Source organism: Bradyrhizobium monzae, assembly GCF_021458635.1.
Taxonomy (GTDB): Bacteria; Pseudomonadota; Alphaproteobacteria; order Rhizobiales; family Xanthobacteraceae; genus Bradyrhizobium.
Genome location: NZ_JAIRDQ010000001.1, coordinates 549,629 through 574,260, shown reverse-complemented (window position 1 = coordinate 574,260; position 24,632 = coordinate 549,629). Strand labels below are relative to the sequence as shown.

Sequence of the window (24,632 nt, the reverse complement as noted above, 5' to 3'; positions counted from 1 at the left end):
CGCGAGGCGCGTGATGGCCGGCCGGCTGCGATATCTGGTTGGCCTCGTCGTTCTGCTGGTTGCGCGGCCTTGCGTCGCCTGGGAGAGCTGGGGTGGCGATCCCGGCGGTTCGCGCTTCTCGCCATTGCGCGAGATCACGTCCGACAATGTCGGCCAGCTCATCCGCGCTTTCGAATTTCACACAGGCGATGTTACGGCACGTCCGCCCGAGGTGATGCGGCGAACCAAGTTCGAGGCGACGCCGCTGTTCGTCGAGGACAGCCTGATCTTCTGCACGCCCTTCAACGAGGTGATTGCGCTCGATCCCGGCACGGGAGCGCAAAAGTGGCGTTACGATCCGAAGATCGCCATCAACCAGCGTCCAGCCAATCGCTATGTCTGCCGTGGCGTCACCCACTGGGTCGACGACACCGCACCTCCAGGCGCCGCGTGTCGATCGCGCATCTTCATGGGAACGAACGATGTTCGCCTGATCGCGCTCGATGCGAAGACAGGTCTTCCCTGTGCGGATTTCGGCAAGGGCGGCGAGATCAAGCTCGATATCGGCATGCCGCTGGAGTGGCCCGGCGAATTCCAGATCACGTCGCCACCGGCGGTCGGCCGCGGTGTTGTCGTGGTCGGCTCCTCGATCGGTGACAACCGCCGCGTCGATGCGCCGAGCGGCGTGGTGCGCGCGTTCGACGCGCGCAGCGGCGAGCCGCGCTGGACCTTCGAGCCGCTCAAGCGCGACGGCATCGAGGCCGGCCATGCCAATGTCTGGGCGGCAATGTCGATCGATGCAGCGCGCGGGCTCGTCTTCCTGCCGACGTCCTCGCCGTCGCCGGATTTCTGGGGCGGCAGGCGGCCCGGCAATAACGAGCACGCCAATTCGGTTGTCGCGCTGCGCATCGAGACCGGCGAGCTCGGATGGGCATTTCAGACCGTGCATCACGATGTCTGGGATTACGATCTGCCGGCGCAGCCGACGCTCGCGCGCATCGACACGGGTGAGGGCTCGCGCGATGTCGTGATCCAGCCGACCAAGCAAGGTTTTGTCTTCGTGCTCGACCGCGACACCGGCAAGCCGGTGTGGCCGGTCGAGGAGCGCGCGGTGCCGCAAGGAGGTGCCGAGGGTGAACGACTTTCGCCGACGCAGCCGTTCCCGACGCATGTGCCGGCGCTGACGTCGCAGACGATCTCGACCGACGATGCACTCTCGCTGTTGCCCGGCCTGCGGCGCTCGTCCTGTGAACGTCAGTTCGCAGAGGCACGCAACGATGGTCTTTTCACGCCGCCTTCGACGCAGGGCACGCTGGTGTTTCCCTTCACCGGCGGCGGGGTGAACTGGGGCAGTGCGGCGTTCGATCCCGTCAACCAGATCCTCTATGCCAACACCAGCCGCGCCGTTCATCTCGTCAAGCTGATCCCGCGCGCTGAGGCGGCCGGATTCAACCCGCCGCCCGGTCATGATTTCGGCCAGCAAAAAGGCGCGCCCTATGCAATGTCGCGTTCGGTGGTGATGTCGCCGCTCGGCCTGCTCTGCAACAAGCCGCCCTGGGGCGAAATGGTCGCGGTTGATCTCAAGGCCGGCAGGATCCTCTGGCGTTCGACCGTCGGTACCACCGAGGATGTGGCGCCGCTCGGCGTGCCGCTGCCCTTTGGTGCGCCGCTGGTGAACGGGCTCGCGGTGACCGCAGGCGGTGTCGTCTTCACCGGCGCGATGGATGCCTACTTGCGCGCCTTCGATGCGCGAAATGGACGAGAGTTGTGGCAGGGACGGCTGCCCGTGCCCGGCGTCGCCAACCCCATGACCTATGTCTGGAAGGGCGAGCAATATGTCGCGATCGGCGCCGGCGGTCATTCCGAAGCCGGCACCTCGATTGGCGACAGCCTTGTCGCGTTTCGTCTCGCGCGCCCGGGTGAAGCGCCGTCATTGTGGTCGCGCACGATCGATCGCCCCGGAGGGCGATTCCTTGCGGCATCGTCGGCGATCGCGCTCGCGGTTGTCGCGCTGGTCGTCGCGGGGCTGCGCTGGCGGCGTCGACGTCGTCGTATCAGGTCGATGTGATGTTCGCGTGCATGTGCTGCGAACCGTCATTCACACCGTGTGCGCTATTGCACGAAGGCGAGGCCGATGCGCTTGTCGTTGCGCCACACAGTGCGGCAATTCCGCACGAAATTGTCGCGTGAAATCGACAACGTGAACGATTGCGGCAATATGATAGGGTTTTCGAGATCAATAGCGGCGCCGTTGCCGGACATGTTTCGCACGGTGCACGCGATGCCGCAATTTTCAAAGGTGATCGTGCCACCCTTGAAAACCCGGTGACGTTGCGCTGCACGTTTCTCGATCATCCGCGTTAATCCATAACAACGATCGTAAAATAGTGCATAGAAATTGCGTTGATCTAAACTCAATACTGGCGCTACTTGCACGGCGCTTCAGACTTCGTTTACGACGTTGAAGCGGCGAGTCACCTCCCGCCGCGTTTACCCGCAAGCCCTTCCTTTATGGCGTTATGCCGATGGAGATTCCGATGAAGACCACGCCTTTGATTCTGTTCGCCGCAGCGCTCTCGCTGTCGTCGATGCCCGCCCACGCCGTCAAGTGGGACCTCTCGACCATGACCTGCAAGCAATTCCTCGAGAGCGGCGAAGACAACATCCAGGTCGTGCTGACTTGGATGGACGGCTGGTACAAGGGCGACGAGGACAACGCGATCATCGATACCGACGTATTCATCGAGAATGCCAAGAAGTTCGGTGCCTATTGCGGAAAGAATCCGAGCGTCAGCATCGTCACCGCGGCTGATGAAGTTCTCGGCAAGTAATTCCGGAAGCGTGCCGGCTGAGGCGTGATCGCGCCTCGTCTCTCGCTTCGATGCGATCGTCATCGAGAGCCGCGGTGCGCTTTGCGCCCACGCGGCTCTCTTCTTTTCGGATGATGCTCAGCCGGGCAGCATCGCGAACGCGCTCGACACCATCGCCACCTCCTTGTTGTCGGTGGCGGAGAGCAGGGTGACGCGGCCGAAGCTCATGGTGCGTCCGAGCCGCACCACGCGCGCATCCGCCAGCACGTCGGACGAGGAGACCGCGCGCATGAAATGCGTGGTCTGGTCCACCGTCGTCATCGGACGATAGCCGCGATTGGCGGCGAGGTTCGCGATCACCATCGCGGTGTCGGCGAGCGCCATCAGCGCCTGGCCGCAAACCAGCCCGCCATTGCGGCACAGCCGTTCCGAGAACGGCATGCGGAGCAGCGCGCCCGGCTGCCAGTCCGGTGCGTCGCCGGGCGGGGTGTGCTCGATGCGCTCGACGGAGAGGTTGAGGTCCTGGACCCAGGGCGCAAAGACCTCGCCGAGGATGCGTCTGGCCTCAGTGATGCCGAACTCGGCGTCTGGCTGCGGTGGCATGGTTGTTGTTCCCTCCTGCGTTGCCGGATGTTTCGCTCATTCTGCCCGCTTGGGCGCGGCAAAGTCACGGGGCCGTCGGCTTGAAAATGCCCGACTTCGCCCGATATGATGCCACGCTTGGGAGCGGGTGGACGATGTTGCGTCGATGCGTCCTTGTGATTTGCTTGGCCGCGTTTGGCCTGGCGTTGAACGGCTGCACCAGGTGCGGCCCGATCTGGGACGACTGGCTCCACGGGCCGAAATCGTGCAGATCGGATCGGCCGTAGCGGATTGAAGCGGCGCCCGGAGCCGTGAAGAAGGTCAGGGGGCAGCGTCCGCCCCCTCTATCGATGATCAAGGAGTGAATGATGAAGCTTTTCCGTATGGTGGCGGTGCTGGCGCTGGTGGCTGGACCGGCCTTCGCGCAGGAGTCGCCCCATATCAATCTGATGGCGGACGGCCCCTCCAAGACCGAAGACGAGAAGGCGGCGGATGCCGCGCGCGAGAGGGCCTACAAGGATACGTTGAAGAAGATTCCAGACGCCAAGGCGTCCAACGATCCCTGGGGCGGCATGCGCGCCGACCCGCCGAAGCAACCCGCGCCGAAGGCCGCAGCCGCCACCAGCGCGCCCAAGAAGACCAAGGCAGGTACGGCCGCCAATTGATCGCGGTCCCAGGAGGCGGGCGACGCCTCTTTTCGGGACTCCCCTTGGCCCGGCCCTGATCCTACATTCCCTGGCAGTATTGCGTTGAGGAGGCAGGATATGGCGGATCGCCCGCGGGATCTGGCCGAGCGGATGGCGCGCCGGCGCAAGCCGGCCGCTGGCGCGGGTGGCAAGGGCGGCGACGGCTATCTGCGCGAGAGTTTTACGTTGCCGCGCGCGGCTGCACGGGCAAGGGCACAGGCCTTCTTCGCGCGCTATCCCAAGGCCGGCTATATGAGCGAAGTCGAGAACTGGCGCGAATTGCCCGGCGGCGACATCGAGTTCACCATGCGGCGGCTGCCCAGCGCCGACTAGCCCTGGTCCGGCCTCTCAGCCTGCCGACTCAGGCCGTCTTGCGGCCGATGGCCTTCAGCTCCCGATCGATGCGCAGCTGCACGCGACGGATCGCCAGCAGGTCGATCTTCGTCTCGGTCTTGCCCGTCTTGGTCTCGTCGCCGATCCGGAACTGCCATTGCCAGACGCCCGGGATCGCCGTCTTTGCAACCGTGAACTCAACGCCCCTGTGATTCATGGTCACCTCCACGATTCACCTTGCCATGTCGGGTAACATGTTGGGTCTCGCGATATTCCATCGACAAGCAAAAATTGCTGTTAAGCCGTGGATAGTTCATCGGAATTCAGCAAACGCGCGTGGCGCGAAACAAGCGAAATTGGATTCCGAAAGATGGAACCGATGGACGTGTTTTCCCACGCCTCAGCCCCCAACCAGGAACTCTGTTCGTGGTCGGAGAACCACGGACAAATACGCGGAGCAGGCGCGATGGATCCATGCGCGCAAGAAAAAACCCCGCCAGGGGAGAGCCGGGCGGGGTAGGAGGTTATTGGAGGCTGAGGTGCTGGGCTGCAACACCATAGCCAGACGACCGTAGCCGGTTCAGCTTACGACAGCCTGACAGGCCGGGACGGATCGGATCACAAGTCGAATTCCATGAATCGGCTGCGCAATCGGTCGCCGGAAATAGAAAACCCCGCTCGGGGCCGAGCGGGGTCGACTGGGTATGGAGGCCCGGTGTTGGTCCACCGGGCAAGGCGACGCTAGAGCATTCGGCTGACAGGCGCCTTACGCAAGCTCGTGCGAAGCTGGCAACTAAGTTTAGAGCCGCTCTCGCGTCCCAATTCAGACATCCCCCCGCACAACTTCAGACACATCCGTTGGCGACACTTGGCGGGCGGCGAAGCCATGGGGGAAACGTGGCGCGCTGCGAACGGGGTGGCATCATGGACAAGGTAGAGCGGTCATTCGCCGCCGCGACGGCGGCTGGCTTCGTGGTGGCGGTCATCGGCATCGTGCTGCTGGCGCTGATGTAACGGCAGCTTTGGCGGCACGTGCCGCCAAAGCTTGCGAAAACAACCCCATGCACAGTAGGCAACAGCCTGTTTCGGCTGGCGTTTCCTAATGCACCTTAATCTCGTCCAGCGGCAGACGGAGATCGGCGGCACGCTCCGCGCGGTCCTTTTTGCGGAACTCGATTTCCTTGCGCTCGAACTTGCGCATCTCCTCGAGCGCCGCCTCCAGCAGAGAATTGCGCCTGCCAGCATCGTGCTGCGTATTTTTCGTCATGACCCAATCCCCCATTGTGGCGGCTCCGTTTCAAGTCCGGGCCTGCGGAAAGGTTCGGTGCCACAAGATTACGGAATGATGACGGCGCGTCTTTGATGCGCGTCATCTTCGAGGGCCAAGCAAAGCAAAAACGCCGCCCGCTTACAAAAACGCCGCCCGCTTAAACGAAGCGCAGGCGGCGGTTGTCCAGCCCCGGGAGGGAGATTGTAAAATCCCGATACCGGTGTGTCTGAGCGCGCCGTGCCAAGGTTCAATGCACGGGATGGCCGCGTCAGCGAGTGGCATCACTTCAGCGAGTGGCCTTACTTCTCAGGCGGGTGAAGTGCGACCTTCTGCAGCTCAAGCTCTGCCATCATCTGGGCCGTGGCAGCTTCGATCTGCCGGTCGCTGATGTTCGCTTTGATCCGTCGATACCGGGCGATCTGACTATCTAGTTCTGTGCACTTCTCACACATGGCTCGCCACTCAAACCAGGCGGGAGCCTGAAGTACTCTCAGCCACCGTTGCCCGGGATCATGGACGGTGATGGAAACAAACTAGCACAGATGAGATTTGTTTCTAATCAGTCACTTTGGGGGCTGGAGCCCTGGGGACCGCAGCCATTCGCTCATCTGCGAGCCGATTTCGGCTTGGCGAGCCCTGCGCAGGGCCTCATCTCGGACTGGCCCATGCGGGAGTGACTCGGCTTCTTCGCGGAGACGTCTGGCTTCTTCGGCAAGGCGATCTTCAAGGGACACGATCTGTTTAAATCGTCGGCGTGTCTGCATGACGCTACCTCGGGTCCTAACCGTGGGTTCGAATTTCTGATTTTAATATGCCGATTAGCGTCCGTCGGTTCCGTAGTGGACACTCGCAAATCAGGCCGCTCGCAAATCCGAACTAGGCCACGGCGCTCGGAAATAGGCCGAGGCCCAAATTCCACAAAGAACATATTGCGAACTGAGAACAAATAGTGTACGTTGATTTTATCGACGATCCGCCGCCAATCGTTTGTCCCGCACCCGAATCCTCGCCATAAGGAGCACGACCCAATGTCCACCACTGCCCTGCGTATCGTCGAAGGATCCTCCATGGACAAGAGTAAAGCTCTGGCTGCCGCGCTCTCCCAGATCGAGCGCCAGTTCGGCAAGGGCTCGGTGATGAAGCTTGGCAAGAACGACCGCTCGATGGATGTCGAGGCGGTGTCGTCCGGGTCGCTTGGGCTGGATATCGCGCTCGGCATCGGCGGCCTGCCCAAGGGCCGTATCGTCGAGATCTACGGGCCGGAATCCTCGGGCAAGACCACGCTGGCGCTGCATACGGTGGCGGAGGCCCAGAAGAAGGGCGGCATCTGCGCCTTCATCGACGCCGAGCACGCGCTCGATCCGGTCTATGCCCGCAAGCTCGGGGTCAACATCGACGAACTCCTGATCTCGCAACCGGATACCGGCGAGCAGGCGCTGGAAATTTGCGACACGCTGGTGCGTTCGGGCGCGGTCGACGTGCTGGTGATCGATTCGGTCGCAGCGCTGGTGCCGAAGGCCGAGCTCGAAGGCGAGATGGGCGATGCGCTGCCGGGTCTGCAGGCCCGTCTGATGAGCCAGGCGCTGCGCAAGCTCACGGCCTCGATCAACAAGTCCAACACCATGGTGATCTTCATCAACCAGATCCGCATGAAGATCGGTGTGATGTACGGCTCGCCGGAAACCACGACCGGCGGCAACGCGCTGAAATTCTATGCCTCCATCCGCCTCGACATCCGCCGCATCGGCGCGATCAAGGAGCGCGACGAAGTGGTCGGCAACACCACCCGCGTCAAGGTGGTGAAGAACAAGCTGGCACCGCCCTTCAAGCAGGTCGAGTTCGACATCATGTACGGCGAAGGCGTCTCCAAGATGGGCGAGATCCTTGATCTCGGCGTCAAGGCCGGCATTGTCGAAAAGTCCGGCGCCTGGTTCTCCTATGACAGCCAGCGTCTTGGTCAGGGCCGCGAGAACTCGAAAGCGTTCCTCAAGGCCAATCCCGACATCACCGCCAAGATCGAGACCTCGATCCGCCAGAACTCCGGCCTGATCGCCGAGCAAATCCTGGCCGGCGCGCCCGAGCGCGACGCCGACGGCGAGGAGCCGGCGGACGAGTAAGCTCGACCGGCAAAAGTTTTCGCGAGGAGCGGGCGCTGAGGACGTTGAGTTGCCGACGTCGTCAGTGCCCGTTTCTTTTTGCGTTGTAGCGGTCGGGTGGTGCGATGAAGCGTCTGATCTTGACTGGCTGGGGCGGCGGCAGTGAGCTTGCTCGATCGGGTCTGGCCGAGATCGTCATACCGTTTCATTTTCAATTTGAGTGGGGGCCACTCCCGCCGGCGGAAAAGCTCTCGGCTTATTTCGCTGCCTACACGACAGATCTTGGCCCGGCCGAACACTGGTCGGATTGGGTTCGTTGGCCACGGGGTGCCAAGGGTCGCAAATTATCGCTGGCCGAATTTTGCGAGCCGTATGACACGATCGAACTCTGGTTCGCAGCGACTCCCCGAGACCAGCTGCAACTGGTCTGGTTGCTCGATCACCTCAGCAGCTGTCCTGCGCTCGCGCAGAAGCTCGGGCTGCGATTGCTGGATTCCGATCTGATGTTCGATCCTGATTATGATCTCGCCAAGTGCGAGCCCCATATCCCAGTCGTGGACGTCCGTGCAGCGGAGTTCGAGACTGCCAAGTTGGCGTGGTCGGCCTACCGCGCGCCGACCCCGGAGGCCTGCATTGATCTCCTTCAGAGTGATCTGAGTGCCTTGCTGATGTTGCGGCCAGCCTTGCTCGAACTCCTGGCAGAACTCCCGTCTCCTCTGACAGGACTCGGTGCGACCGAGATGCGATTTCTGGAGATGCTCGCCTGGTATGCCAACACGAATGCGTTGTTCCATCTCCGCTCGCAACGGCGCACATACGTGTTCGGTGAGTTCGATTTGGGTTCGTTGCTGGAAGGGCTCGCACTCGGTCCTAAGCCCGCAGTAGCCGGTCTGGGCGACGAACTTCGTACGATCGATCCTCAGAATTTGCGATCTCGGCACGAAGTCTATCTCCGAAGCCGCCTCTCGCTGACCGAGTTCGGGAAGGCTGTCCTGGCTCACCAGGAAGACTTCAGTCGTCATAATCCCATCGATCGCTGGTGGGGTGGTACGCATCTGACCAACGACCGACTGTGGCGCTACGGCGCGGCTTTGACGAAGCCTTGAGGTCACCGGCATGACGCGCCTCATGTTGACAACAGACACGTCCGCCGCCGGGGCGATACAACATGCCGGCCTCGCCGATCTCGTCATCGCCATCGAGCGCCGGCTTGTTTGGGGACCGCTGCCGTCCGACGCCGAGCTTGATGCATTTTTTGCGGCACGCACAACGCAGCCACCTGGAGTTCATTGGTTGGCCGATACACCATCCTGGCGCCTCGAAGAATGGGGTGTGAAGGATCGCGGATTGGTCGAGCTTTTGTCCGAGTCTGATGGGCTTGAGGAAGGTCCATTCGCGCTCGAAATGCACAACGATTCCGTTCGTCTCGCCCAGTACAAGCAATCTCGCCTGTTGCTGACTGAACTCGGGAAGGCGGTGCTGGCGGGAAACGCGGATGCTCTCCGCTACAACCCGATCCATCGCTGGTGGGGTGGTACTGAACTGACCAATGAACGGCTCTGGCGGTGGGATCACGAAGGCCGCTCATTGGTCGCGCCTGGCTGATGCCTGCGTGTTCGCTCAACATGTTCCCGTATTGCGTATCAATTTTGAGGGGCAGTCGTGTCACATCTGATCTTGGCAACGAACGATCGTGCGGAGGACACGCTTCGCCAGTCGGGTTTGGCGAACATCGCGCTCGGATTCTATCCACGCTTCGTCTGGACAAAATTGCCTTCCAAGGAGCGGCTCTTGGTGGGGCTGGAGCGGCGATCGGCCAAGCACTGCAATTCTGGGGATCATTGGCTCGATGATGTTTGTCACGGCGCGTTGGACGGTTTCGGCACGCGCGATATCGGCTTCTTCGAGCTGTGTGCAAAGTTCGATTCGATCGAAGTGTGGGTCGATCCGCTCCCCAATGATGAACTCGTGCTGGTCTGGCTACTCGACCTGCTTCGCCCCTACAAGGACATCACGACGAAGCTGAGCCTGGTGCATGCGGATGACAAGGTAGCGAACTATGCTCCGGAGTCTGTCGCGAAATGGAAGCTGCCGGCCTTCAAGGTGACCGACAACCATTTGGTGATGGCGAGCCGCGTTTGGCAAGCCTATCGGGCTGAAACGCCAAAACCCTGTTTCGATCTGTTGATGACGGATCTGGCGATCCTGCCGAGACTTCGATCGGCGCTCATTGCGTTGCTTGAAGAACTTCCAGACAGTGTGACGGGACTCGGTGCCACCGAAATGGATATTCTGGACTTTGTGAACGAGGGGCATACCGACCCAAGGCGTGTCACCGAGGCGAGGTGGATGCGCGATGTATTCGATGAAAACGACGCGTGCGATGCTTTGCTCGAATTGGGCGCACATTCGGCGCCGGCGGTCCTGTTGGGCGATCCGGCGTTCGACAATGAGGACCGCTACTTCGGCAGGAGCGAGTGGAAGGTCGCGCTGACTGAACTCGGGCGTTCAATTTTTGCGCGCGAGGACGATATGTGGCGCCACAACCGGATTTATCGCTGGTGGGGTGGTACCGAACTCACCAACGAACGGCTGTGGCGATGGGATCGCGAAAGCCGATCGTTGGTTGCGCCTGAGTAATGCGTGCGTACTGTAGGATGGGTAGAGCGCAGCGAAACCCATCGTTTTTCTATCGCCAGCGGACGGGGCAGTGATGGGTTTCGCTTTCGCTCTACCCATCCTACGTACTACGAAACCTCCGTCGCCTTACTCCGCGGCTTCCGCGTAATCGCTCACCGGCGGGCAGGAGCACACCAGATTGCGGTCGCCGTAGACATTGTCGACGCGGCCGACCGGGCACCAATATTTGTCGGTGCGCGAGGAGCCCGCGGGGAAGCAGCCCTCGGAGCGGGCATAGGCGCGCTTCCAGTCGTCATCGGCGATGTCGTGTACGGTGTGCGGGGCGTGACGCAGCGGTGACGCTTCGATCTTGAAGCGGCCGGCCTCGACCTCGGCGATCTCTTTCCGGATCGCGATCATGGCGTCACAAAAACGATCGAGCTCCGCCTTCGATTCCGACTCGGTCGGCTCGATCATCAGCGTGCCCGGCACCGGGAAACTCATGGTGGGCGCGTGGAAGCCGTAGTCGATCAGGCGCTTGGCGATGTCGTCCACGGTGACGCCGGACGTTGTCTTCAGCGGCCGGGGATCGACGATGCACTCATGCGCGACGCGGCCCTTCTCGTTCTTGTAGAGCACCGGGAAATGGGCATCGAGCCGGGCCGCGATGTAGTTGGCGTTGAGGATCGCGATCTCGGTGGCGCGCTTCAGGCCTTCGCCGCCCATCATCAGAATGTAGATGTAGGAGATGGTCAGGATCGAGGCCGAGCCGAACGGTGCGGCCGAGACCGGGCCGACCGGGGCATCCGCCTGCGTTGCCGGATGACCGGGCAGGAACGGCGCAAGATGCGCTCTTACGCCGATCGGGCCCATGCCGGGACCGCCGCCGCCATGCGGGATGCAGAAGGTCTTGTGCAGATTGAGATGGCTGACATCGGCGCCGTAATCGCCGGGCCTGCTAAGGCCGACCTGCGCATTGAGGTTGGCGCCGTCGAGATAGACCTGGCCGCCATGGCCATGCACGATGTCGCAGATCTCGCGAATGTGCTCCTCGAACACGCCATGCGTCGAGGGATAGGTGATCATGACCGCCGCGAGGTCCTTCGAGTGCTTCTCCGCCTTGGCGCGGAGATCATTGACATCGACGTCGCCGTTGGCCTCGCACGCAACCACCAGCACGTCCATGCCGACCATCGCGGCCGAAGCCGGATTGGTGCCGTGGGCGGAGGAGGGGATCAGGCAGATTTTTCGGTGCATCTCGCCGCGTGCGGCGTGATAGCCGCGGATTGCGAGCAGCCCGGCATATTCACCTTGCGCGCCCGAATTCGGCTGCAGCGAGATCGCGTCATAGCCGGTGATGTCGCACAGCCATTTTTCCAGCCGCGCGAACAACGCGTGGTAGCCGGCGGCCTGCTCGCGCGGGGCGAACGGGTGGAGGCTACCGAATTCCGGCCAGGTCAGCGGCATCATCTCGGTGGTGGCGTTCAGCTTCATCGTGCAGGATCCGAGCGGGATCATCGCGCGGTCGAGCGCGAGGTCGCGGTCGCTGAGCTTGCGCATATAGCGCAGCATCTCGGTCTCCGAGCGATGCGCGTGGAACACCGGATGGGTGAGGAACGCTGTGGTGCGCTTCAGAGACTCCGGAAGGGCCTCGCGCGTGGTCGCGTCGATTTCTGCATAGGAAAGCTGGCCGCCGAACGCGCGCCAGACTGCCTCGACCGTCGCGGGGGTCGTAGTTTCATCGAGCGCGATGCGCAACGCGCTTTGGCCAACACCGAGATTGATTGTCTCGGCGGTCGCGCGCGCGACGATCTCGGCGCGCCTGGCGCCGGCATCGACGCTGAGCGTGTCGAAGAAGCTTTCGCTGGGCGGAGCAAAGCCGAGCTTGCGCAGGCCGGCCGCGAGCACGGCGGTACGGCGATGCACATTGCGCGCGATCTGCGCAAGGCCCTCGGGCCCGTGATAGACCGCATACATCGACGCGATCACGGCGAGCAGCACCTGCGCGGTGCAGATGTTGGAGGTCGCCTTCTCGCGGCGGATGTGCTGCTCGCGGGTCTGCAGCGCAAGGCGATAGGCAGGCATCCCGCGGGAGTCGACGCTGAGGCCGACGATGCGGCCGGGCAGCGAGCGCTTCAGCGCATCGCGCACCGCCATATAGGCGGCGTGCGGTCCGCCATAGCCCATCGGCACGCCGAAACGCTGCGCCGAGCCGATCGCGATGTCGGCGCCGAGCTCGCCGGGCGAGGCGATCAGCGTCAGCGCCAGCAGATCGGCGGCCACGATCGCGAGCGCGCCCTTGGCCTTCAGGGCCGCGATCGCGGGCCTGAGGTCGCGCACAGCGCCCGATGAGCCCGGATATTGCAGCAGCGCGCCGAGCACGTCGGCCTTGTCGAGATCGGTGAGGGGATCGCCGACGACCAGCGACCAGCCGAGCGGCTCGGCGCGGGTGCGCATCACCGCGAGCGTCTGCGGATGCACGTCCTTGTCGACGAAGAAGGCTTTGGCTTCGACCTTCGAGTGCCGCTCTGCGAGCGCCATGGCTTCGGCCGCGGCAGTCGCCTCATCGAGCAGCGAGGCGTTGGCGACGTCGAGCCCGGTGAGATCGCAGATCATGGTCTGGAAATTGAACAGCGCTTCCAGCCGGCCCTGGCTGATCTCTGGCTGGTAGGGCGTGTAGGCCGTATACCAGGCGGGGTTTTCCAGGATGTTGCGCTGGATCACCGCAGGCAAAATCGCGCCGGAATAGCCTTGGCCGATCAGCGAGGTGAAGACCTGGTTCTGGCGCGCGAGCTCGGCCATATGTGCAATCGCCTCGGTCTCGCTCAGCGCCTTGCCGAGATCGAGCGAGGCGGCCTGCCGGATCGAGGCCGGCAGCGTTTCCGACATCAACGCGTCGACGCTCTTGGCGCCGACAGTTTCGAGCATTGCGGTGACATCGCGCGCCGAGGGGCCGATGTGGCGGCGAACGAAAGTGGCGGCGGTGTCGCCGCTGGATTTACGGTGCGCGGTCATCGCTTGCTCCATCGTCTTTAAGCCGTGTGGGCCTTGTAGGCGGCTTCATCCATGAGGCCGCCAAGCTCGCTCTTGTCGGCAATCCTGATCTTGAAGAACCAGGCCGCGGCTTGCGCGTCCGAGTTCACCAGCGCGGGCTCGGCGGCGAGCGCGTCGTTGGTCTCGAGCACTTCGCCGGTCACGGGCGCATAGACGTCGGAGGCGGCCTTCACCGATTCCACGACGGCGGCGGCTTCGGCCTTCTTCAGGCTGCGGCCGACCTTGGGCAGCTCGACGAACACGACGTCGCCGAGCTGCGACTGCGCGTAATCGGTGATGCCGACGGTTGCGACATCGCCGTCGATCGCCAGCCATTCGTGGTCAGAGGTGTACAGCGTCGTGGTCATTTCTTAGGTCCTCAGCGTTTGTAGGTGTTTTTCACGAAGGGCATGGCGGCGACGGTGACGGGCAAGCGTTGCCCGCGCACTTCCGCAAAGAGTTTTGTGTCGAGCGCGCTTAAGCCTGTGGGCACATAGCCCATCGCGACCGGCGCATTGAGGCTCGGGCCGAAACCACCCGAGGTGACCTTGCCGATCGGCTCGCCGCCCGCGCTATCGGCAAACAGCAGCGCGCCTTCGCGCACCGGCGCGCGGCCCTCGGTGCGCAGGCCGACGCGGCGGCGGGATGCGCCGTGATCGAAATGAGCCAGGATTTTCTCGGCGCCGGGAAAACCGCCGGCGCGGGCGCCACCGGTGCGGCGGCTCTTCTGCACCGACCATTCCAGCGCGGCTTCGACTGGCGTGGTTTCTGTGTCGATGTCGTGGCCGTAGAGGCAGAGCCCGGCTTCCAGCCGCAGGCTGTCGCGGGCGCCGAGGCCGATCGGCATCACGTCGGGATTGTCCAGCAGCGTCCTGGCAAGGCGCTCGGCATCGGCCGCGGGCACCGAAATCTCAAAGCCGTCCTCGCCGGTATAGCCCGAGCGCGAGACGAAGCAGGCGAGACCGGCGACCACATGCGGGCCGGCATCCATGAACGTCATGGCGGGCGCCTCTGCACACAATTTCGCCAGCGAAGCTTCGGCCTTCGGGCCCTGCAGCGCGATCAGTGCACGATCGGCGAGCGAATCGATGATGCAGGTCTCGGAGAGATTTGCGCGCAGATGCGCCTCGTCCTCTTCCTTGCAGGCGGCATTGACGACCAGGAACAAATGATCGCCGAAATTGGCGACCATCAGATCGTCCAGAAGGCCGCCATTTGCATTGGTGAACTGGGCGTAGCGCTGCCGCCCCGGTGCAATCGCCACGATGTCCTGCGGCACCAGCCGCTCCAGCGCGCGGGCGGCGTCCTCGACCTTGCCCGATTTCGGACGAAGCGCGATCTGGCCCATGTGGGAGACGTCGAACAGGCCGGCCTGGCTGCGGGTATGGAGGTGCTCTTTCAGGACGCCGGCGGGGTACTGGACGGGCATGTCGTAGCCCGCGAACGGCACCATCTTGCCGCCCAGCGTCACATGAAGGTCGTAGAGGGGGGTACGTCTAAGGGACTTATCGTCGTCGCGCACTGGCATCGCAGGGGTCCTCGGCGGTTCCCCGGGGACGATTCCCCGGCGGACACCAGTCGAAGCCCCATCTGTCGCTGTGCCTGAGAGTATTATCCCGTCGGCGGACGCAGTCCGGACCTTAAGCCCGTCGGCGCCTCTTTCCAGATGTCGTCAAAGCCACGCGGTCCTTTTGCCTGAGAGTTTCCGGGGCGGTTGCTCCTTCGGCGCCGGCAGTGAAGCCGGTCTCTCCCGACGTGGCCGTACGATACAGATGGGTACAGACCACAGCCCGGCCAAGCCTGTCAACGCGCCCTTTGCGGCTTTCAACGGGATTGCAGCGGGATTGCGCGACTGCGGCAACCCTCTGATCTCTCTGCACAGTTTCTGGACAGCGAAGCTGGCCTTGTCTAAAAGCGCTCTGGCCCGCAGATATCAGCCCAAACGCGCGGTTTGGATGGCTGGGAAGCGGGTCCAAGCACACCCGATTGGATGAACATGAGCGGCGTCAACGAGATCAGGTCGACCTTTCTGAACTTCTTTGCCGAGAACGGCCACGAGATCGTGTCGTCCTCGCCATTGGTGCCGCGCAACGATCCGACGTTGATGTTCACCAATGCCGGCATGGTGCAGTTCAAGAACGTCTTCACCGGCGTCGAGAAGCGGCCCTATCAGCGCGCCACCACGTCACAGAAATGCGTGCGCGCCGGCGGCAAGCACAACGACCTCGACAATGTCGGCTACACCGCGCGCCATCTCACCTTCTTCGAGATGCTCGGCAACTTCTCGTTCGGCGACTATTTCAAGGAGCGCGCGATCGAGCTGGCCTGGAAGCTCATCACGAAGGACTTTGGGCTGAACAAGGACAAGCTGCTCGTCACCGTCTACCACACCGACGACGAGGCGCACGGGCTCTGGAAGAAGATCGCAGGCTTCTCCGACGACCGCATCATCCGGATCCCGACCTCGGACAATTTCTGGGCGATGGGCGACACCGGTCCGTGCGGCCCGTGTTCCGAGATCTTCATCGACCGCGGCGATCACATCTGGGGCGGCCCTCCGGGCTCGCCGGACGAGGACGGCGACCGCTTCCTCGAATTCTGGAATCTCGTCTTCATGCAATACGAGCAGGTGACGAAAGAGGAGCGTGTGGATCTGCCGCGTCCCTCGATCGACACCGGCATGGGACTGGAGCGCATGGCCTGCATCATGCAGGGCGTCGACAGCGTGTTCGAGACCGATCTGTTCCGTCACCTGATCGATGCGACGTCGTCGGCGCTGGGCCACGGGCCGAACGAGCAGACCGTCGCCTCGTTCCGCGTCATCGCGGACCACTTACGTTCCTCCGCCTTCCTGGTTGCGGATGGCGTGCTGCCCTCGAACGAGGGCCGCGGCTATGTGCTGCGCCGGATCATGCGCCGCGCGATGCGCCATGCGCAGCTGCTGGGCGCGAAAGAACCGCTGATGCATCGCCTGGTCTGGGCGCTGGTTCGCGAGATGGGCCAGGCCTATCCGGATTTGATGCGCGCGGAAAACCTGATCGAGGAAACGCTGCGGCTGGAAGAGACCCGCTTCCGCAAGACGCTGGTGCGCGGCCTCGCGATCCTCGACGAGAAGAGCGCGTCCCTGAAGAAGGGCGACATGTTCGACGGCGACGTCGCCTTCACGCTGTACGACACCTACGGCTTCCCGCTCGACCTGACCCAGGACGCGCTGAAGTCGCGCGGCATCGGCGTCGACCAGGCCTCGTTCACTGACGCCATGGAGCGGCAGAAGGCCAAGGCGCGCGAGTCCTGGAAGGGGTCCGGTGAAGCGGCCTCCGAGGCGATCTGGTTCCCGCTGCGCGAAAAACTCGGGGCCACCGAATTCCTGGGTTACGAGACCGAGAGCGCCGAAGGTGTGGTCTCCGCGCTGGTGAAGGACGGCCATGAAGTAGCCCACCTCAAAGCTGGCGACACCGGCGCGCTGCTGTTGAACCAGACGCCATTCTACGCGGAGTCCGGCGGCCAGGTCGGCGACACCGGTGTGCTGACGGGTGAGGGCGGCATCAAGTTCCGCGTTACCGACACGCAGAAGAAGCTCGGCGATTTCTTCGTACACGTCGGCACATTGGAGAGCGGCGAACTGAAGGTCGGCACGGCGCTGCAGCTCGAGGTCGATCACGGCCGGCGTTCGTCGATCCGCGCGCATCACTCGGCGACGCATCTCATTCACGAGGCGCTGCGCCAGGTGCTCGGCGATCACATCGCCCAGCGCGGCTCGATGGTTGCGCCGGATCGTCTGCGGTTCGACTTCGTGCATCCGAAGCCGATCACGGCAGAGGAGCTTGCCCGCGTCGAGGACATCGCCAACGACGTGGTGCTGGAGAACGACGAGGTCACCACCCGCGTCATGGGCGTCGACGAGGCCCGCGAGGCCGGGGCGCGCGCGCTGTTCGGCGAAAAGTATGGCGACGAGGTCCGCGTCGTCTCGATGGGCAAGACCGCGCGCGAGCGCGGCGTCAATGCGCTCGGCTGGTCGGTCGAGCTCTGCGGCGGCACCCATGTGCGGCGCACCGGTGATATCGGCCTGATCACGCTGACCGGCGAGAGCGCGGTGGCCTCGGGCGTCCGCCGTATCGAGGCTTTAACCGGCAACTACGCGCGAAAACACGCCAACGAGACCATGGCGCTGGCGAAGACGGCGGCGAGCGAACTCCGCACCTCGATCGAAGACGTCCCGGCGCGCATCACCGCGCTGATGGAGGAGCGCAAGAAGCTCGAGCGCGAGCTCTCCGACGCCCGCAAGAAGCTCGCGATGGGCGGCGGCGCGTCGGCCGGTAGCAATGGTGCAGCTTCCGGTGTGCGCGAGGTCGGCAACGTGAAGCTGATGGCGCGTGCGGTCGAGGGCATCGAGATGAAGGATCTCAAGAGCCTGGCCGACGACGGCAAGAAGCAGATCGGCTCCGGCGTGGTCGCGATCATCGGCGTCACCGAGGACGGCAAGGCCGGCGTCGTGGTTGGCGTGACCGCCGATCTCACCTCGCGCTTCAATGCGGTCAATCTGGTGAAGGTCGCCTCCGAAGCGCTCGGCGGCAAGGGCGGCGGCGGACGGCCCGACATGGCGCAGGCCGGCGGCCCCGACGGCGCCAAGGCGTCCGAGGCGCTCGCGGCGATCGAAAAAGCCATGGCAGGCGCGTAAGGATGCATGCGGAGCGGCCTGAAGGCTCCGCTCCGATAAGTCAGTGCGAGTCAAAGCCCGACAGGAACTTGCGTGTTTCAGCGTCCATCCGGCCTCCGCGCGCGGCAATCTCCTCACGAGCCGACTGGAACGTGTAGCCGAGATGTGCGCCGTCGCGCCACGGATAGAATGCGCCACACCAATAGCCGGGGTTAATTTGGCGGCAGCGAAAGGTGAGGGGCTCCTTCCCGGAAGGCGCGTCCGACGTGATGTAGACGTCGCCTGACTGCGATGCCGTCTTGAGGGAATCCTGGTAGGTCGAGCGTGTCCCTCCGAACTCACCTAGGATCACCTCGTCCGGCGCAAACACATAGATGTTGGTCGGGAAGTCGAGCTTGTTGTCTCCGCCACGCTTGGCAGCAGCGTGAGCATCGCAATAGGTCTTGGCCCAATCCGCGACTGCGCCCGTGCAAAGCGCTGGTGTCACCAGGCCGAAGTTGCGCAATTTGAGCCACATGTTCGTGGCCTTGACGGGACGTTTGCCATCATCGTTCACGTCGCAGAACTCCCGCAGGCTGACCTTCTGCTCGAGGTAGTACGCATCACGGCTGGAAGTCCTGCCGAGATAGATGTTCCAAAAGGATGCGGCAGGAATTGAAAGAACACCGTTGGCAATCGTCACGTGGAACGTTGTGCTGCGGCAAGCCTCGGAGGCGGGCCGCATCTTCCAGTCATACCACCAGGTCGGGACGACGATGAGGGCGGGCACGATCGCAAATCCCAAAATGCCGATCGCGAGCAGGTAGCGCAACCGGAGTCCGTAAGCCGCGAACAGCAGGGTACAGCCGCGGACGACAACGCCGGTTGCGAATCCGGTGGTCACGAGCGCCCAGAATGCCACTCCGATTCCGCCGCCGGGGCCCTCGTTGTAGTCGAGGCGGGACGACACGATCCAATGCTCGATCCACAATGCGGCTATCATGGCGCCGAAGATGCACGTCACGCCCAGCCACCAGCGCCACGTCGGCATCAGCGCGGGGATCGCGTACGGGATCAGGGCAACGGCAGTTAAGAAGAGAAGGAGATTGGCCGTCACGGAGTTGTTCCTTGAACCTGGGGACAACTCTTAGATGTAGTTCATGAGAGCGCGGTAAAGAGGCAGGCGCGGTTGTCCCGGCCTGCCGATAGGATGCGTTTACCAACCGGCTGATGGCGGCCCTAGCCCTTCTTCAGGAAGACGTACTCGGCCGAATACGGCGCGCTTTTGAACTCGCCGGCCTTGTCGCATGCGCCGTCGAGCTTGCCGCCATGGGTGTTGATGCGCTGGACCGTGGTGACCGGCGTCAGCACGCCGCTGCCGCGATGGGTGGTGACCTCCAGCTTCAGCCAGGCAATATCGGCAGCCGTTGCACCCGGCGCGTTGCCTGAGGCCTTGGCGGCCACGGCGCTGCCGTCGGCGTACTCCCAGTTCGGCCCGGCATAGTGCCGGCCGATGGTCTTGCCCTCTACGAGCAGCGTCGCGATCGGCTCGCGAAACGCCCAGGCGAGCTTGCCGTCGGCGCCTAGCTTGCACTCATAGACCTGCGCGCCCTCGGCGTGGACGCTCAGGACGACGCTCTCGCCGGCGGCAGTGATGGCGTCGGGCAGCGCCTCGGCCGCGGAGGCGGGCCCGGCCATGGCGGCGAGCAGCAACAGGCAGGGGACGGCGAACTTGGTGATGGTCATGGGAGGCCTCCGCACGATGGGGTCAAAATGAATGGGCCGCGCCTGCGCGCGGCCCATAATCATGTCTAACCCCGATCGGGCGAGAATAATGCGGAGGCTTACGCCAACGCTTTCGTGAGATTCTCCGCGACCTTGTCGAGGAAGCCGGTGGTCGAGAGCCAGCGCTGGTCGGCGCCGACCAGGAGCGCGAGGTCCTTGGTCATGTAGCCTTCCTCGACCGTGTCGACGCAGACCTTCTCCAGCGTGTTCGCGAACTTGGCGAGCGCCGGATTGTTGTCGAGCTTGGCGCGGTGTGACAGGCCGCGGGTCCAGGCGAAGATCGACGCGATCGAGTTGGTCGAGGTCTCCTTGCCCTTCTGGTGCTCGCGGTAGTGGCGGGTCACGGTGCCGTGGGCGGCTTCGGCTTCCACGGTCTTGCCGTCCGGGGTGAGCAGCACCGAGGTCATCAGGCCGAGCGAGCCGTAGCCCTGCGCGACCGTGTCGGACTGCACGTCGCCGTCGTAGTTCTTGCAGGCCCAGACGTAGCCGCCGGACCATTTCAGCGCCGAGGCCACCATGTCGTCGATCAGGCGGTGCTCGTAGGTCAAGCCCTTGGCCTCGAATTCCTTCTTGAACTCGCGGTCGTAGATGTCCTGGAAGATGTCCTTGAAGCGGCCGTCATAGACCTTCAGAATCGTGTTCTTGGTCGAGAGATAGACCGGGTAGTTGCGCAGCAGGCCATAGTTCAGCGAGGCGCGGGCGAAGTCGATGATGGAATCGTCGAGATTGTACATCTCCATGGCGACGCCGGCGCCCGGAGCCTTGAACACTTCCTTCTCGATCACGGTGCCGTCCTCGCCGACGAACTTCATCGACAGCGTGCCCTTGCCCGGGAACTTGATGTCGGTGGCGCGGTACTGGTCGCCATAGGCGTGGCGGCCGATGATGATCGGCTTGGTCCAGCCGGGAACCAGGCGCGGCACGTTCTTGCAGATGATCGGCTCGCGGAAGATCACGCCGCCGAGAATGTTGCGGATGGTGCCGTTCGGCGACTTCCACATCTGCTTGAGGTTGAACTCCTTCACCCGCGCCTCGTCCGGGGTGATGGTGGCGCACTTGACGCCGACGCCGACCTTCTTGATCGCCTCGGCGGCGTCGATGGTCACCTGATCGTTGGTGTGGTCGCGGTACTCCATGCCCAGGTCGAAATACTGCAGCTCGACATCCAGGAACGGGTTGATCAGCTTGTCCTTGATGTACTGCCAGATGATCCGGGTCATCTCGTCGCCATCGAGCTCGACGACGGGATTGGATACCTTGATTTTTGCCATGATCGGGGAAGCCTTCTTGGGAACGGCGCTTTTGACGGCCGCGGTGGAAATCTCCCGCGCCTATAGCACCGCCCGGGGGCGGGCGGAAGCGGAGCGGTTATGCAGTTTCAGCCCATCTTTTCGCCGAGAACCGCCATTCCCTGAGGTCGGAATGACGGTTGTCGCGCCTTGTTTGGGCACCTGTCCCGCGAGCGAACCGGCGCCGTTCGAGAACGCCTCTAAAAGGCGGCCTGGGTGGCCGTGCCCGCCACGATGTACCAGGTCACGAACAGGCCGGACATCAAGGCACCCGGCAGGCTCGATCCGGTCCGTCGCCAGGTAAAGGTCGCGATCACGGCGACGATCGCGAGCAGCGGCACGAACTGGATGGCGACGATGGTCGAGAGCGGCACGAAGCCGGGGTCGGGGAGCGGGTTGAAAAGCTTTCCGGTCAGCCAGAGGGTGCCGTATTGCAGGACCAGCAGCACGATGAAGCCGAACGTCAGCGCCAGGATATTGGTCACATAGAGCGCGAGCCGCGGCGCCTCCATGGTCGAGAAATTCCGGTGCAGCACGTGCAGCGCCACGACGAAAAACGCCGTGAACGGAATCAAGTAGATCAGGAAGATCACAAACTGCTTCGGGTTCATCAGCTTCAGCGCGATGATCCAGAAGCGGAAGTCGATCTTGAAGGCGAGGTCGGCGAGCCACAGCGCGGCATAGCCGACTGCGACCGAAGCGATCGCGATCGCCAATGATTGGCCAACCAGTCCGGTCCGGGCAGTGCGCTTCGGGGCCAAGCGCATCAGCGCCAGCGTGATCAGGCCATTGATGATGGCCCAGACCAGGATCTGATTGGTGATGCCCTGCGGCAGGAATGCCGTCGGCGTCACGAAGCTGCCGCCCAGCGCGAAGGCCGGGTAGTAAGTCAGCGCCGGGATGAAGGCGGACAGGATGAACGCCGCGACCCAGCGCTGGCCGGTGGCGGCATGATGCGGCGGCATGGTGCCGTCGGCGACCGTGGGCAGGCGCAGACGGGAGAACATCTGCGCCTCGAGCAGGCCGTCGAAAGTGCCGATCAACAGCGCGACGAAACCGGCAAACGCGATCAGTGTGCCGAGCTCCTTGCGGAACCAGATTTGGTCGTCGGCCGGCCGCGGCGTGCCGCCCTGCAGCGTGTTGGCAAACCAGTCGAGGCTGTAGCCGATCGCCTCGTGCGAGATGTGTTCGGCCGGGTGCGTGATCGCGGGCGTGTACAGCACCCGCGCGGTCCCGGCCGCCAGGTCGCCATAGACCTTGCCCGGCTCGACCGGCCCCTGCGTGCCGAACATTGCCCAGAGCTTGGGGCTCTTGGTGACATCGCGGGCGAGATCGACACCCCACATCAGGATGGAGAATTCCTCGTACTGGGCGAACACCAGCGCCACATTGCGCGGCCAGCTCGTGGTGCCGTCGGCCGCAAATGGCTTGCCGGTCGAGGAGCCCTCCAGCACCATCGACTTGTAGTCATTTGGCATCGCGGTGGCTGCGGCCAGCACCGTCCAGCCGCCCATCGAGTGACCCTCGAGGCCGATATTGGCCTTGTCGACGATGTCGAGGCTGCGCAGATAAGCGAGGCCGTCAGGGCCGCCAAAGCCGTTGGCAAAGGCGGGTGGGTCGCTATAGCCATGGCCGGTCTGGTCCAGCGCCAGCACGACATAGCCGCGGCGGGCGAATTCGATGGCGAAGCCGTCCTGGGTCTCGCGCGAGTTGATATAGCCGTGAACGGCGAGGATGCCCGGTGCCGGGGTCTGCGCGGTGGCATTTTGGGGGATGTAGAGCAGGGCACTCATGGTGTTGCCCTTGGCGCCCTTGAACCTGACATCCTGGATCCGGATGCCGCCGGCGGTCTGCGTCAGATGGGCGACGAGGCCGCCCACCACGATCAAGACCGCTCCCAGAATTGCCAACGTCCATCGACCGCGCATCACGATTCCCCCCTGAACTGCGACTTTAGCTCTGCTCTTTCGGCTTCGCTTTAGTTGTGGTTGATAGCCATATCCGAAAGCAATGCGCGCGCAAGCCGAGCGGTGAAATCGTCCCCAATTGAGGTGCGATTGCGGTTTCGCAAACGGCGCTAACCCTGTTATCTCCCTTGAGAAATTGCGCCGCGCGGAAGACGGGCGGGCCGCATCGATGAAGGTCTGGATCAGCGTCTTCGGACAGACGTTCAAGCTCTTCGGAAGCCGAAGGCTAAAGCAGAAAGTGGAATGAGATGTCCGGCACCGACAAGACCAAGGCGGGCCTCGCCCTCGACGGTCCCATCGTGATCCTGGTCGAGCCGCAGCTCGGGGAAAACATCGGCATGGCTGCGCGCGCCATGGGCAATTTTGCCCTGAGCCGCTTGCGCATCGTCAACCCGCGCGACGGCTGGCCCAACATCGCCGCCCAGCGGGCGGCCGCCGGCGCCGACCACATTCTGGAAAAGGTGGAATTGTTCGACACGGTCGGCGAGGCCGTCGCCGATCTCGATCTGCTGTTCGCCACGACCGCGCGCCCCCACGACCAGGCCAAGCCGGTGGTGGGGCCCGAGGCCGCCGCGGCCGAGATTTCGGGGCACGTCGCCACCGGCGGCAAGGCCGGCATCCTGTTCGGCCGCGAGCGCTGGGGCCTGACCAACGAAGAGGTTGGGCTCTCCAACCGCATCATCACATTCCCGGTCAATCCCGGCTTTGCCTCGCTCAACCTCGCCCAGGCCGTGCTCCTGGTCGGCTACGAATGGTTCAAGCGGGCGACCTCGGGCGAGCTGCCGCACGCCATGCCGGAGCGTTCCGAACGCGCCTCGCAACATCAGATGCAGGCCTTCTTCGACAACCTCATCCGCGAGCTTGATCGCGTCGAGTTTTTGCGGCCCGCAGAGAAGCGCGACACCATGCTCGTCAATCTGCGCAACATCTTTAGCCGGATGGAGCCGACCAAACAGGACATGCACACCCTCCACGGGGTGGTGATGGCGATCGCGGAAGGCCGCAAGGGCCCGGCCAAGGGCGGCGTGCTCGACGGCGAGCAGGCCACGCGTCTGCGCGCGCTGCTGGCCGAGCACGGGCAGGGCGGCGGCGTGCCCGACAGCGGCTCGACCGTGCGCGGGCTCGCGCGCCTGCTCCGTCGCAACCCGACCGATGCCGAGCGCCTGCTCTGGCAGGCACTGACACGTGATCGCCGCTTCGCAGGTGGGTTCAAGCGCCAGACCCCGGTCGGCCGCCACATCCCGGACTTCGTTTCCTTCCCGCACCGGATCGCGATCGAGCTGGTCAACCCGGGCGAAGGTGAGACGATTGCTGCTGATCGTGCGGCAAGGCGGACGTGGCTGGAGGCGCGGGACTATCGGGTGATGGAGATCCGGGCCGCCGATGTCGAGCGAGATATCGAGGCCGAGTTGGTGCGGCTCGAGGGGGTGATTGCGCAATCGACCTGAGCCCGGACCCGCAACTAACTACCCCGATGCGCTGAATTGTCTTGCTGTCGACACCACGCCTCAGAGCTCATCCATTGCAGGGCCTGCTCCGTTGCACGC

At 63.6% G+C, this 24,632-nt stretch carries 21 protein-coding genes and 1 riboswitch; of the genes, 10 read left to right on the top strand and 11 right to left on the bottom strand.

Going from position 1 to position 24,632, the window contains the following annotated elements; all coding sequences use genetic code 11:
* The first annotated feature begins 13 nt into the window (after positions 1 to 13).
* Positions 14 to 2,047 (top strand): pyrroloquinoline quinone-dependent dehydrogenase, encoded by a 2,034-nt coding sequence (locus K3F49_RS02980; protein ID WP_234679402.1) that lies wholly within the window; start codon positions 14 to 16, stop codon positions 2,045 to 2,047.
* A 44-nt stretch (positions 2,048 to 2,091) separates the two neighbouring features.
* Here K3F49_RS02980 and K3F49_RS02975 read toward each other — a convergent pair whose 3' ends face one another.
* Positions 2,092 to 2,334: a PilZ domain-containing protein gene (locus tag K3F49_RS02975; protein WP_234679401.1), complete on the bottom strand. Its 243-nt coding sequence runs from the start codon at positions 2,332 to 2,334 to the stop codon at positions 2,092 to 2,094.
* Between the two features lie 182 nt (positions 2,335 to 2,516).
* Here K3F49_RS02975 and K3F49_RS02970 point away from each other — a divergent pair, with 182 nt between their 5' ends.
* Positions 2,517 to 2,810, top strand: a complete 294-nt coding sequence (locus K3F49_RS02970; RefSeq protein WP_234679400.1) for an HdeA family protein — start codon at positions 2,517 to 2,519, stop codon at positions 2,808 to 2,810.
* A 117-nt stretch (positions 2,811 to 2,927) separates the two neighbouring features.
* Here K3F49_RS02970 and K3F49_RS02965 read toward each other — a convergent pair whose 3' ends face one another.
* Positions 2,928 to 3,392 (bottom strand): PaaI family thioesterase, encoded by a 465-nt coding sequence (locus K3F49_RS02965; RefSeq protein WP_234679399.1) that lies wholly within the window; start codon positions 3,390 to 3,392, stop codon positions 2,928 to 2,930.
* Positions 3,393 to 3,739: 347 nt separating this feature from the next.
* Here K3F49_RS02965 and K3F49_RS02960 point away from each other — a divergent pair, with 347 nt between their 5' ends.
* Together K3F49_RS02960 and K3F49_RS02955 are read left to right on the top strand one after the other, a co-directional pair.
* Positions 3,740 to 4,036, top strand: coding sequence for a hypothetical protein (locus K3F49_RS02960; protein ID WP_234679398.1), 297 nt, complete (start codon positions 3,740 to 3,742; stop codon positions 4,034 to 4,036).
* Positions 4,037 to 4,135: 99 nt separating this feature from the next.
* Positions 4,136 to 4,390: a hypothetical protein gene (locus tag K3F49_RS02955; protein ID WP_234679397.1), complete on the top strand. Its 255-nt coding sequence runs from the start codon at positions 4,136 to 4,138 to the stop codon at positions 4,388 to 4,390.
* Between the two features lie 28 nt (positions 4,391 to 4,418).
* Here K3F49_RS02955 and K3F49_RS02950 read toward each other — a convergent pair whose 3' ends face one another.
* Positions 4,419 to 4,607 carry a hypothetical protein gene (locus K3F49_RS02950; RefSeq protein WP_148751438.1) on the bottom strand — a complete coding sequence of 63 codons (189 nt, stop codon included), beginning with the start codon at positions 4,605 to 4,607 and terminating at the stop codon, positions 4,419 to 4,421.
* 882 nt (positions 4,608 to 5,489) lie between these two features.
* Complete coding sequence (locus K3F49_RS02945) at positions 5,490 to 5,657, bottom strand: hypothetical protein (protein ID WP_234679396.1); 168 nt, start codon at positions 5,655 to 5,657, stop codon at positions 5,490 to 5,492.
* 1,031 nt (positions 5,658 to 6,688) lie between these two features.
* Here K3F49_RS02945 and recA point away from each other — a divergent pair.
* The 4 genes from recA (at position 6,689) to K3F49_RS02920 (ending at position 10,396) form a co-directional block, all read left to right on the top strand.
* Complete coding sequence (gene recA, locus K3F49_RS02935; protein WP_234679394.1) at positions 6,689 to 7,777, top strand: recombinase RecA; 1,089 nt, start codon at positions 6,689 to 6,691, stop codon at positions 7,775 to 7,777.
* A gap of 104 nt (positions 7,778 to 7,881) precedes the next feature.
* On the top strand, positions 7,882 to 8,862 hold the full coding sequence (locus tag K3F49_RS02930; RefSeq protein WP_234679393.1) for a hypothetical protein: 981 nt from the start codon (positions 7,882 to 7,884) through the stop codon (positions 8,860 to 8,862).
* Between the two features lie 10 nt (positions 8,863 to 8,872).
* A complete protein-coding gene (locus K3F49_RS02925; RefSeq protein WP_234679392.1) occupies positions 8,873 to 9,361 on the top strand; it encodes a hypothetical protein in 489 nt (162 codons plus the stop codon).
* A 57-nt stretch (positions 9,362 to 9,418) separates the two neighbouring features.
* A complete protein-coding gene (locus tag K3F49_RS02920) occupies positions 9,419 to 10,396 on the top strand; it encodes a hypothetical protein (RefSeq protein ID WP_234679391.1) in 978 nt (325 codons plus the stop codon).
* Positions 10,397 to 10,522: 126 nt separating this feature from the next.
* Here the strand turns inward: K3F49_RS02920 and gcvP are convergent, their stop codons facing one another.
* Genes gcvP through gcvT form a run of 3 tightly spaced genes read right to left on the bottom strand, consistent with a single transcriptional unit; the run spans position 10,523 to position 14,936 of the window.
* On the bottom strand, positions 10,523 to 13,390 hold the full coding sequence (gene gcvP, locus K3F49_RS02915) for an aminomethyl-transferring glycine dehydrogenase (RefSeq protein ID WP_234679390.1): 2,868 nt from the start codon (positions 13,388 to 13,390) through the stop codon (positions 10,523 to 10,525).
* Positions 13,391 to 13,407: 17 nt separating this feature from the next.
* Positions 13,408 to 13,776, bottom strand: coding sequence for a glycine cleavage system protein GcvH (gcvH, locus tag K3F49_RS02910; protein WP_234679389.1), 369 nt, complete (start codon positions 13,774 to 13,776; stop codon positions 13,408 to 13,410).
* 11 nt (positions 13,777 to 13,787) lie between these two features.
* Positions 13,788 to 14,936, bottom strand: a complete 1,149-nt coding sequence (gene gcvT / locus K3F49_RS02905; RefSeq protein WP_234679388.1) for a glycine cleavage system aminomethyltransferase GcvT — start codon at positions 14,934 to 14,936, stop codon at positions 13,788 to 13,790.
* A 146-nt stretch (positions 14,937 to 15,082) separates the two neighbouring features.
* A riboswitch (glycine riboswitch) is annotated at positions 15,083 to 15,171 on the bottom strand.
* 233 nt (positions 15,172 to 15,404) lie between these two features.
* Between gcvT and alaS the strand changes: the two genes are divergently transcribed.
* Positions 15,405 to 18,086 (top strand): alanine--tRNA ligase, encoded by a 2,682-nt coding sequence (alaS, locus tag K3F49_RS02900; protein ID WP_234679387.1) that lies wholly within the window; start codon positions 15,405 to 15,407, stop codon positions 18,084 to 18,086.
* A gap of 40 nt (positions 18,087 to 18,126) precedes the next feature.
* Here the strand turns inward: alaS and K3F49_RS02895 are convergent, their stop codons facing one another.
* The 4 genes from K3F49_RS02895 to K3F49_RS02880 form a co-directional block, all read right to left on the bottom strand.
* Entirely contained in the window at positions 18,127 to 19,161 is a 1,035-nt protein-coding gene (locus K3F49_RS02895; protein ID WP_234679386.1) for a hypothetical protein, read from the bottom strand.
* 122 nt (positions 19,162 to 19,283) lie between these two features.
* The gene (locus K3F49_RS02890) at positions 19,284 to 19,790 is read right to left on the bottom strand and encodes a DUF3455 domain-containing protein (RefSeq protein ID WP_234679385.1); all 507 of its coding nucleotides are present in this window, start codon (positions 19,788 to 19,790) and stop codon (positions 19,284 to 19,286) included.
* A 98-nt stretch (positions 19,791 to 19,888) separates the two neighbouring features.
* Entirely contained in the window at positions 19,889 to 21,100 is a 1,212-nt protein-coding gene (locus tag K3F49_RS02885; RefSeq protein ID WP_234679384.1) for an NADP-dependent isocitrate dehydrogenase, read from the bottom strand.
* A gap of 218 nt (positions 21,101 to 21,318) precedes the next feature.
* Positions 21,319 to 23,046, bottom strand: a complete 1,728-nt coding sequence (locus K3F49_RS02880; RefSeq protein ID WP_234680560.1) for an alpha/beta hydrolase family protein — start codon at positions 23,044 to 23,046, stop codon at positions 21,319 to 21,321.
* 287 nt (positions 23,047 to 23,333) lie between these two features.
* On the opposite strand from K3F49_RS02880, the gene K3F49_RS02875 reads away from it, so the two are divergent.
* Entirely contained in the window at positions 23,334 to 24,533 is a 1,200-nt protein-coding gene (locus K3F49_RS02875; protein ID WP_234679383.1) for a TrmJ/YjtD family RNA methyltransferase, read from the top strand.
* Positions 24,534 to 24,632: the final 99 nt, after the last annotated feature.

Excerpts from the sequence above, each read along its gene's own strand:
- K3F49_RS02980 (WP_234679402.1), top strand. The coding sequence starts at position 14 with ATGGCCGGCCGGCTGCGATATCTGGTTGGCCTCGTCGTTCTGCTGGTT.
- K3F49_RS02975 (WP_234679401.1), bottom strand. The coding sequence starts at position 2,334 with ATGATCGAGAAACGTGCAGCGCAACGTCACCGGGTTTTCAAGGGTGGC.
- K3F49_RS02970 (WP_234679400.1), top strand. The coding sequence starts at position 2,517 with ATGAAGACCACGCCTTTGATTCTGTTCGCCGCAGCGCTCTCGCTGTCG.
- K3F49_RS02965 (WP_234679399.1), bottom strand. The coding sequence starts at position 3,392 with ATGCCACCGCAGCCAGACGCCGAGTTCGGCATCACTGAGGCCAGACGC.
- K3F49_RS02960 (WP_234679398.1), top strand. The coding sequence starts at position 3,740 with ATGAAGCTTTTCCGTATGGTGGCGGTGCTGGCGCTGGTGGCTGGACCG.
- K3F49_RS02955 (WP_234679397.1), top strand. The coding sequence starts at position 4,136 with ATGGCGGATCGCCCGCGGGATCTGGCCGAGCGGATGGCGCGCCGGCGC.
- K3F49_RS02950 (WP_148751438.1), bottom strand. The coding sequence starts at position 4,607 with ATGAATCACAGGGGCGTTGAGTTCACGGTTGCAAAGACGGCGATCCCG.
- K3F49_RS02945 (WP_234679396.1), bottom strand. The coding sequence starts at position 5,657 with ATGACGAAAAATACGCAGCACGATGCTGGCAGGCGCAATTCTCTGCTG.
- recA (WP_234679394.1), top strand. The coding sequence starts at position 6,689 with ATGTCCACCACTGCCCTGCGTATCGTCGAAGGATCCTCCATGGACAAG.
- K3F49_RS02930 (WP_234679393.1), top strand. The coding sequence starts at position 7,882 with ATGAAGCGTCTGATCTTGACTGGCTGGGGCGGCGGCAGTGAGCTTGCT.
- K3F49_RS02925 (WP_234679392.1), top strand. The coding sequence starts at position 8,873 with ATGACGCGCCTCATGTTGACAACAGACACGTCCGCCGCCGGGGCGATA.
- gcvP (WP_234679390.1), bottom strand. The coding sequence starts at position 13,390 with ATGACCGCGCACCGTAAATCCAGCGGCGACACCGCCGCCACTTTCGTT.
- gcvH (WP_234679389.1), bottom strand. The coding sequence starts at position 13,776 with ATGACCACGACGCTGTACACCTCTGACCACGAATGGCTGGCGATCGAC.
- gcvT (WP_234679388.1), bottom strand. The coding sequence starts at position 14,936 with ATGCCAGTGCGCGACGACGATAAGTCCCTTAGACGTACCCCCCTCTAC.
- alaS (WP_234679387.1), top strand. The coding sequence starts at position 15,405 with ATGAGCGGCGTCAACGAGATCAGGTCGACCTTTCTGAACTTCTTTGCC.
- K3F49_RS02890 (WP_234679385.1), bottom strand. The coding sequence starts at position 19,790 with ATGACCATCACCAAGTTCGCCGTCCCCTGCCTGTTGCTGCTCGCCGCC.
- K3F49_RS02885 (WP_234679384.1), bottom strand. The coding sequence starts at position 21,100 with ATGGCAAAAATCAAGGTATCCAATCCCGTCGTCGAGCTCGATGGCGAC.
- K3F49_RS02880 (WP_234680560.1), bottom strand. The coding sequence starts at position 23,046 with ATGCGCGGTCGATGGACGTTGGCAATTCTGGGAGCGGTCTTGATCGTG.
- K3F49_RS02875 (WP_234679383.1), top strand. The coding sequence starts at position 23,334 with ATGTCCGGCACCGACAAGACCAAGGCGGGCCTCGCCCTCGACGGTCCC.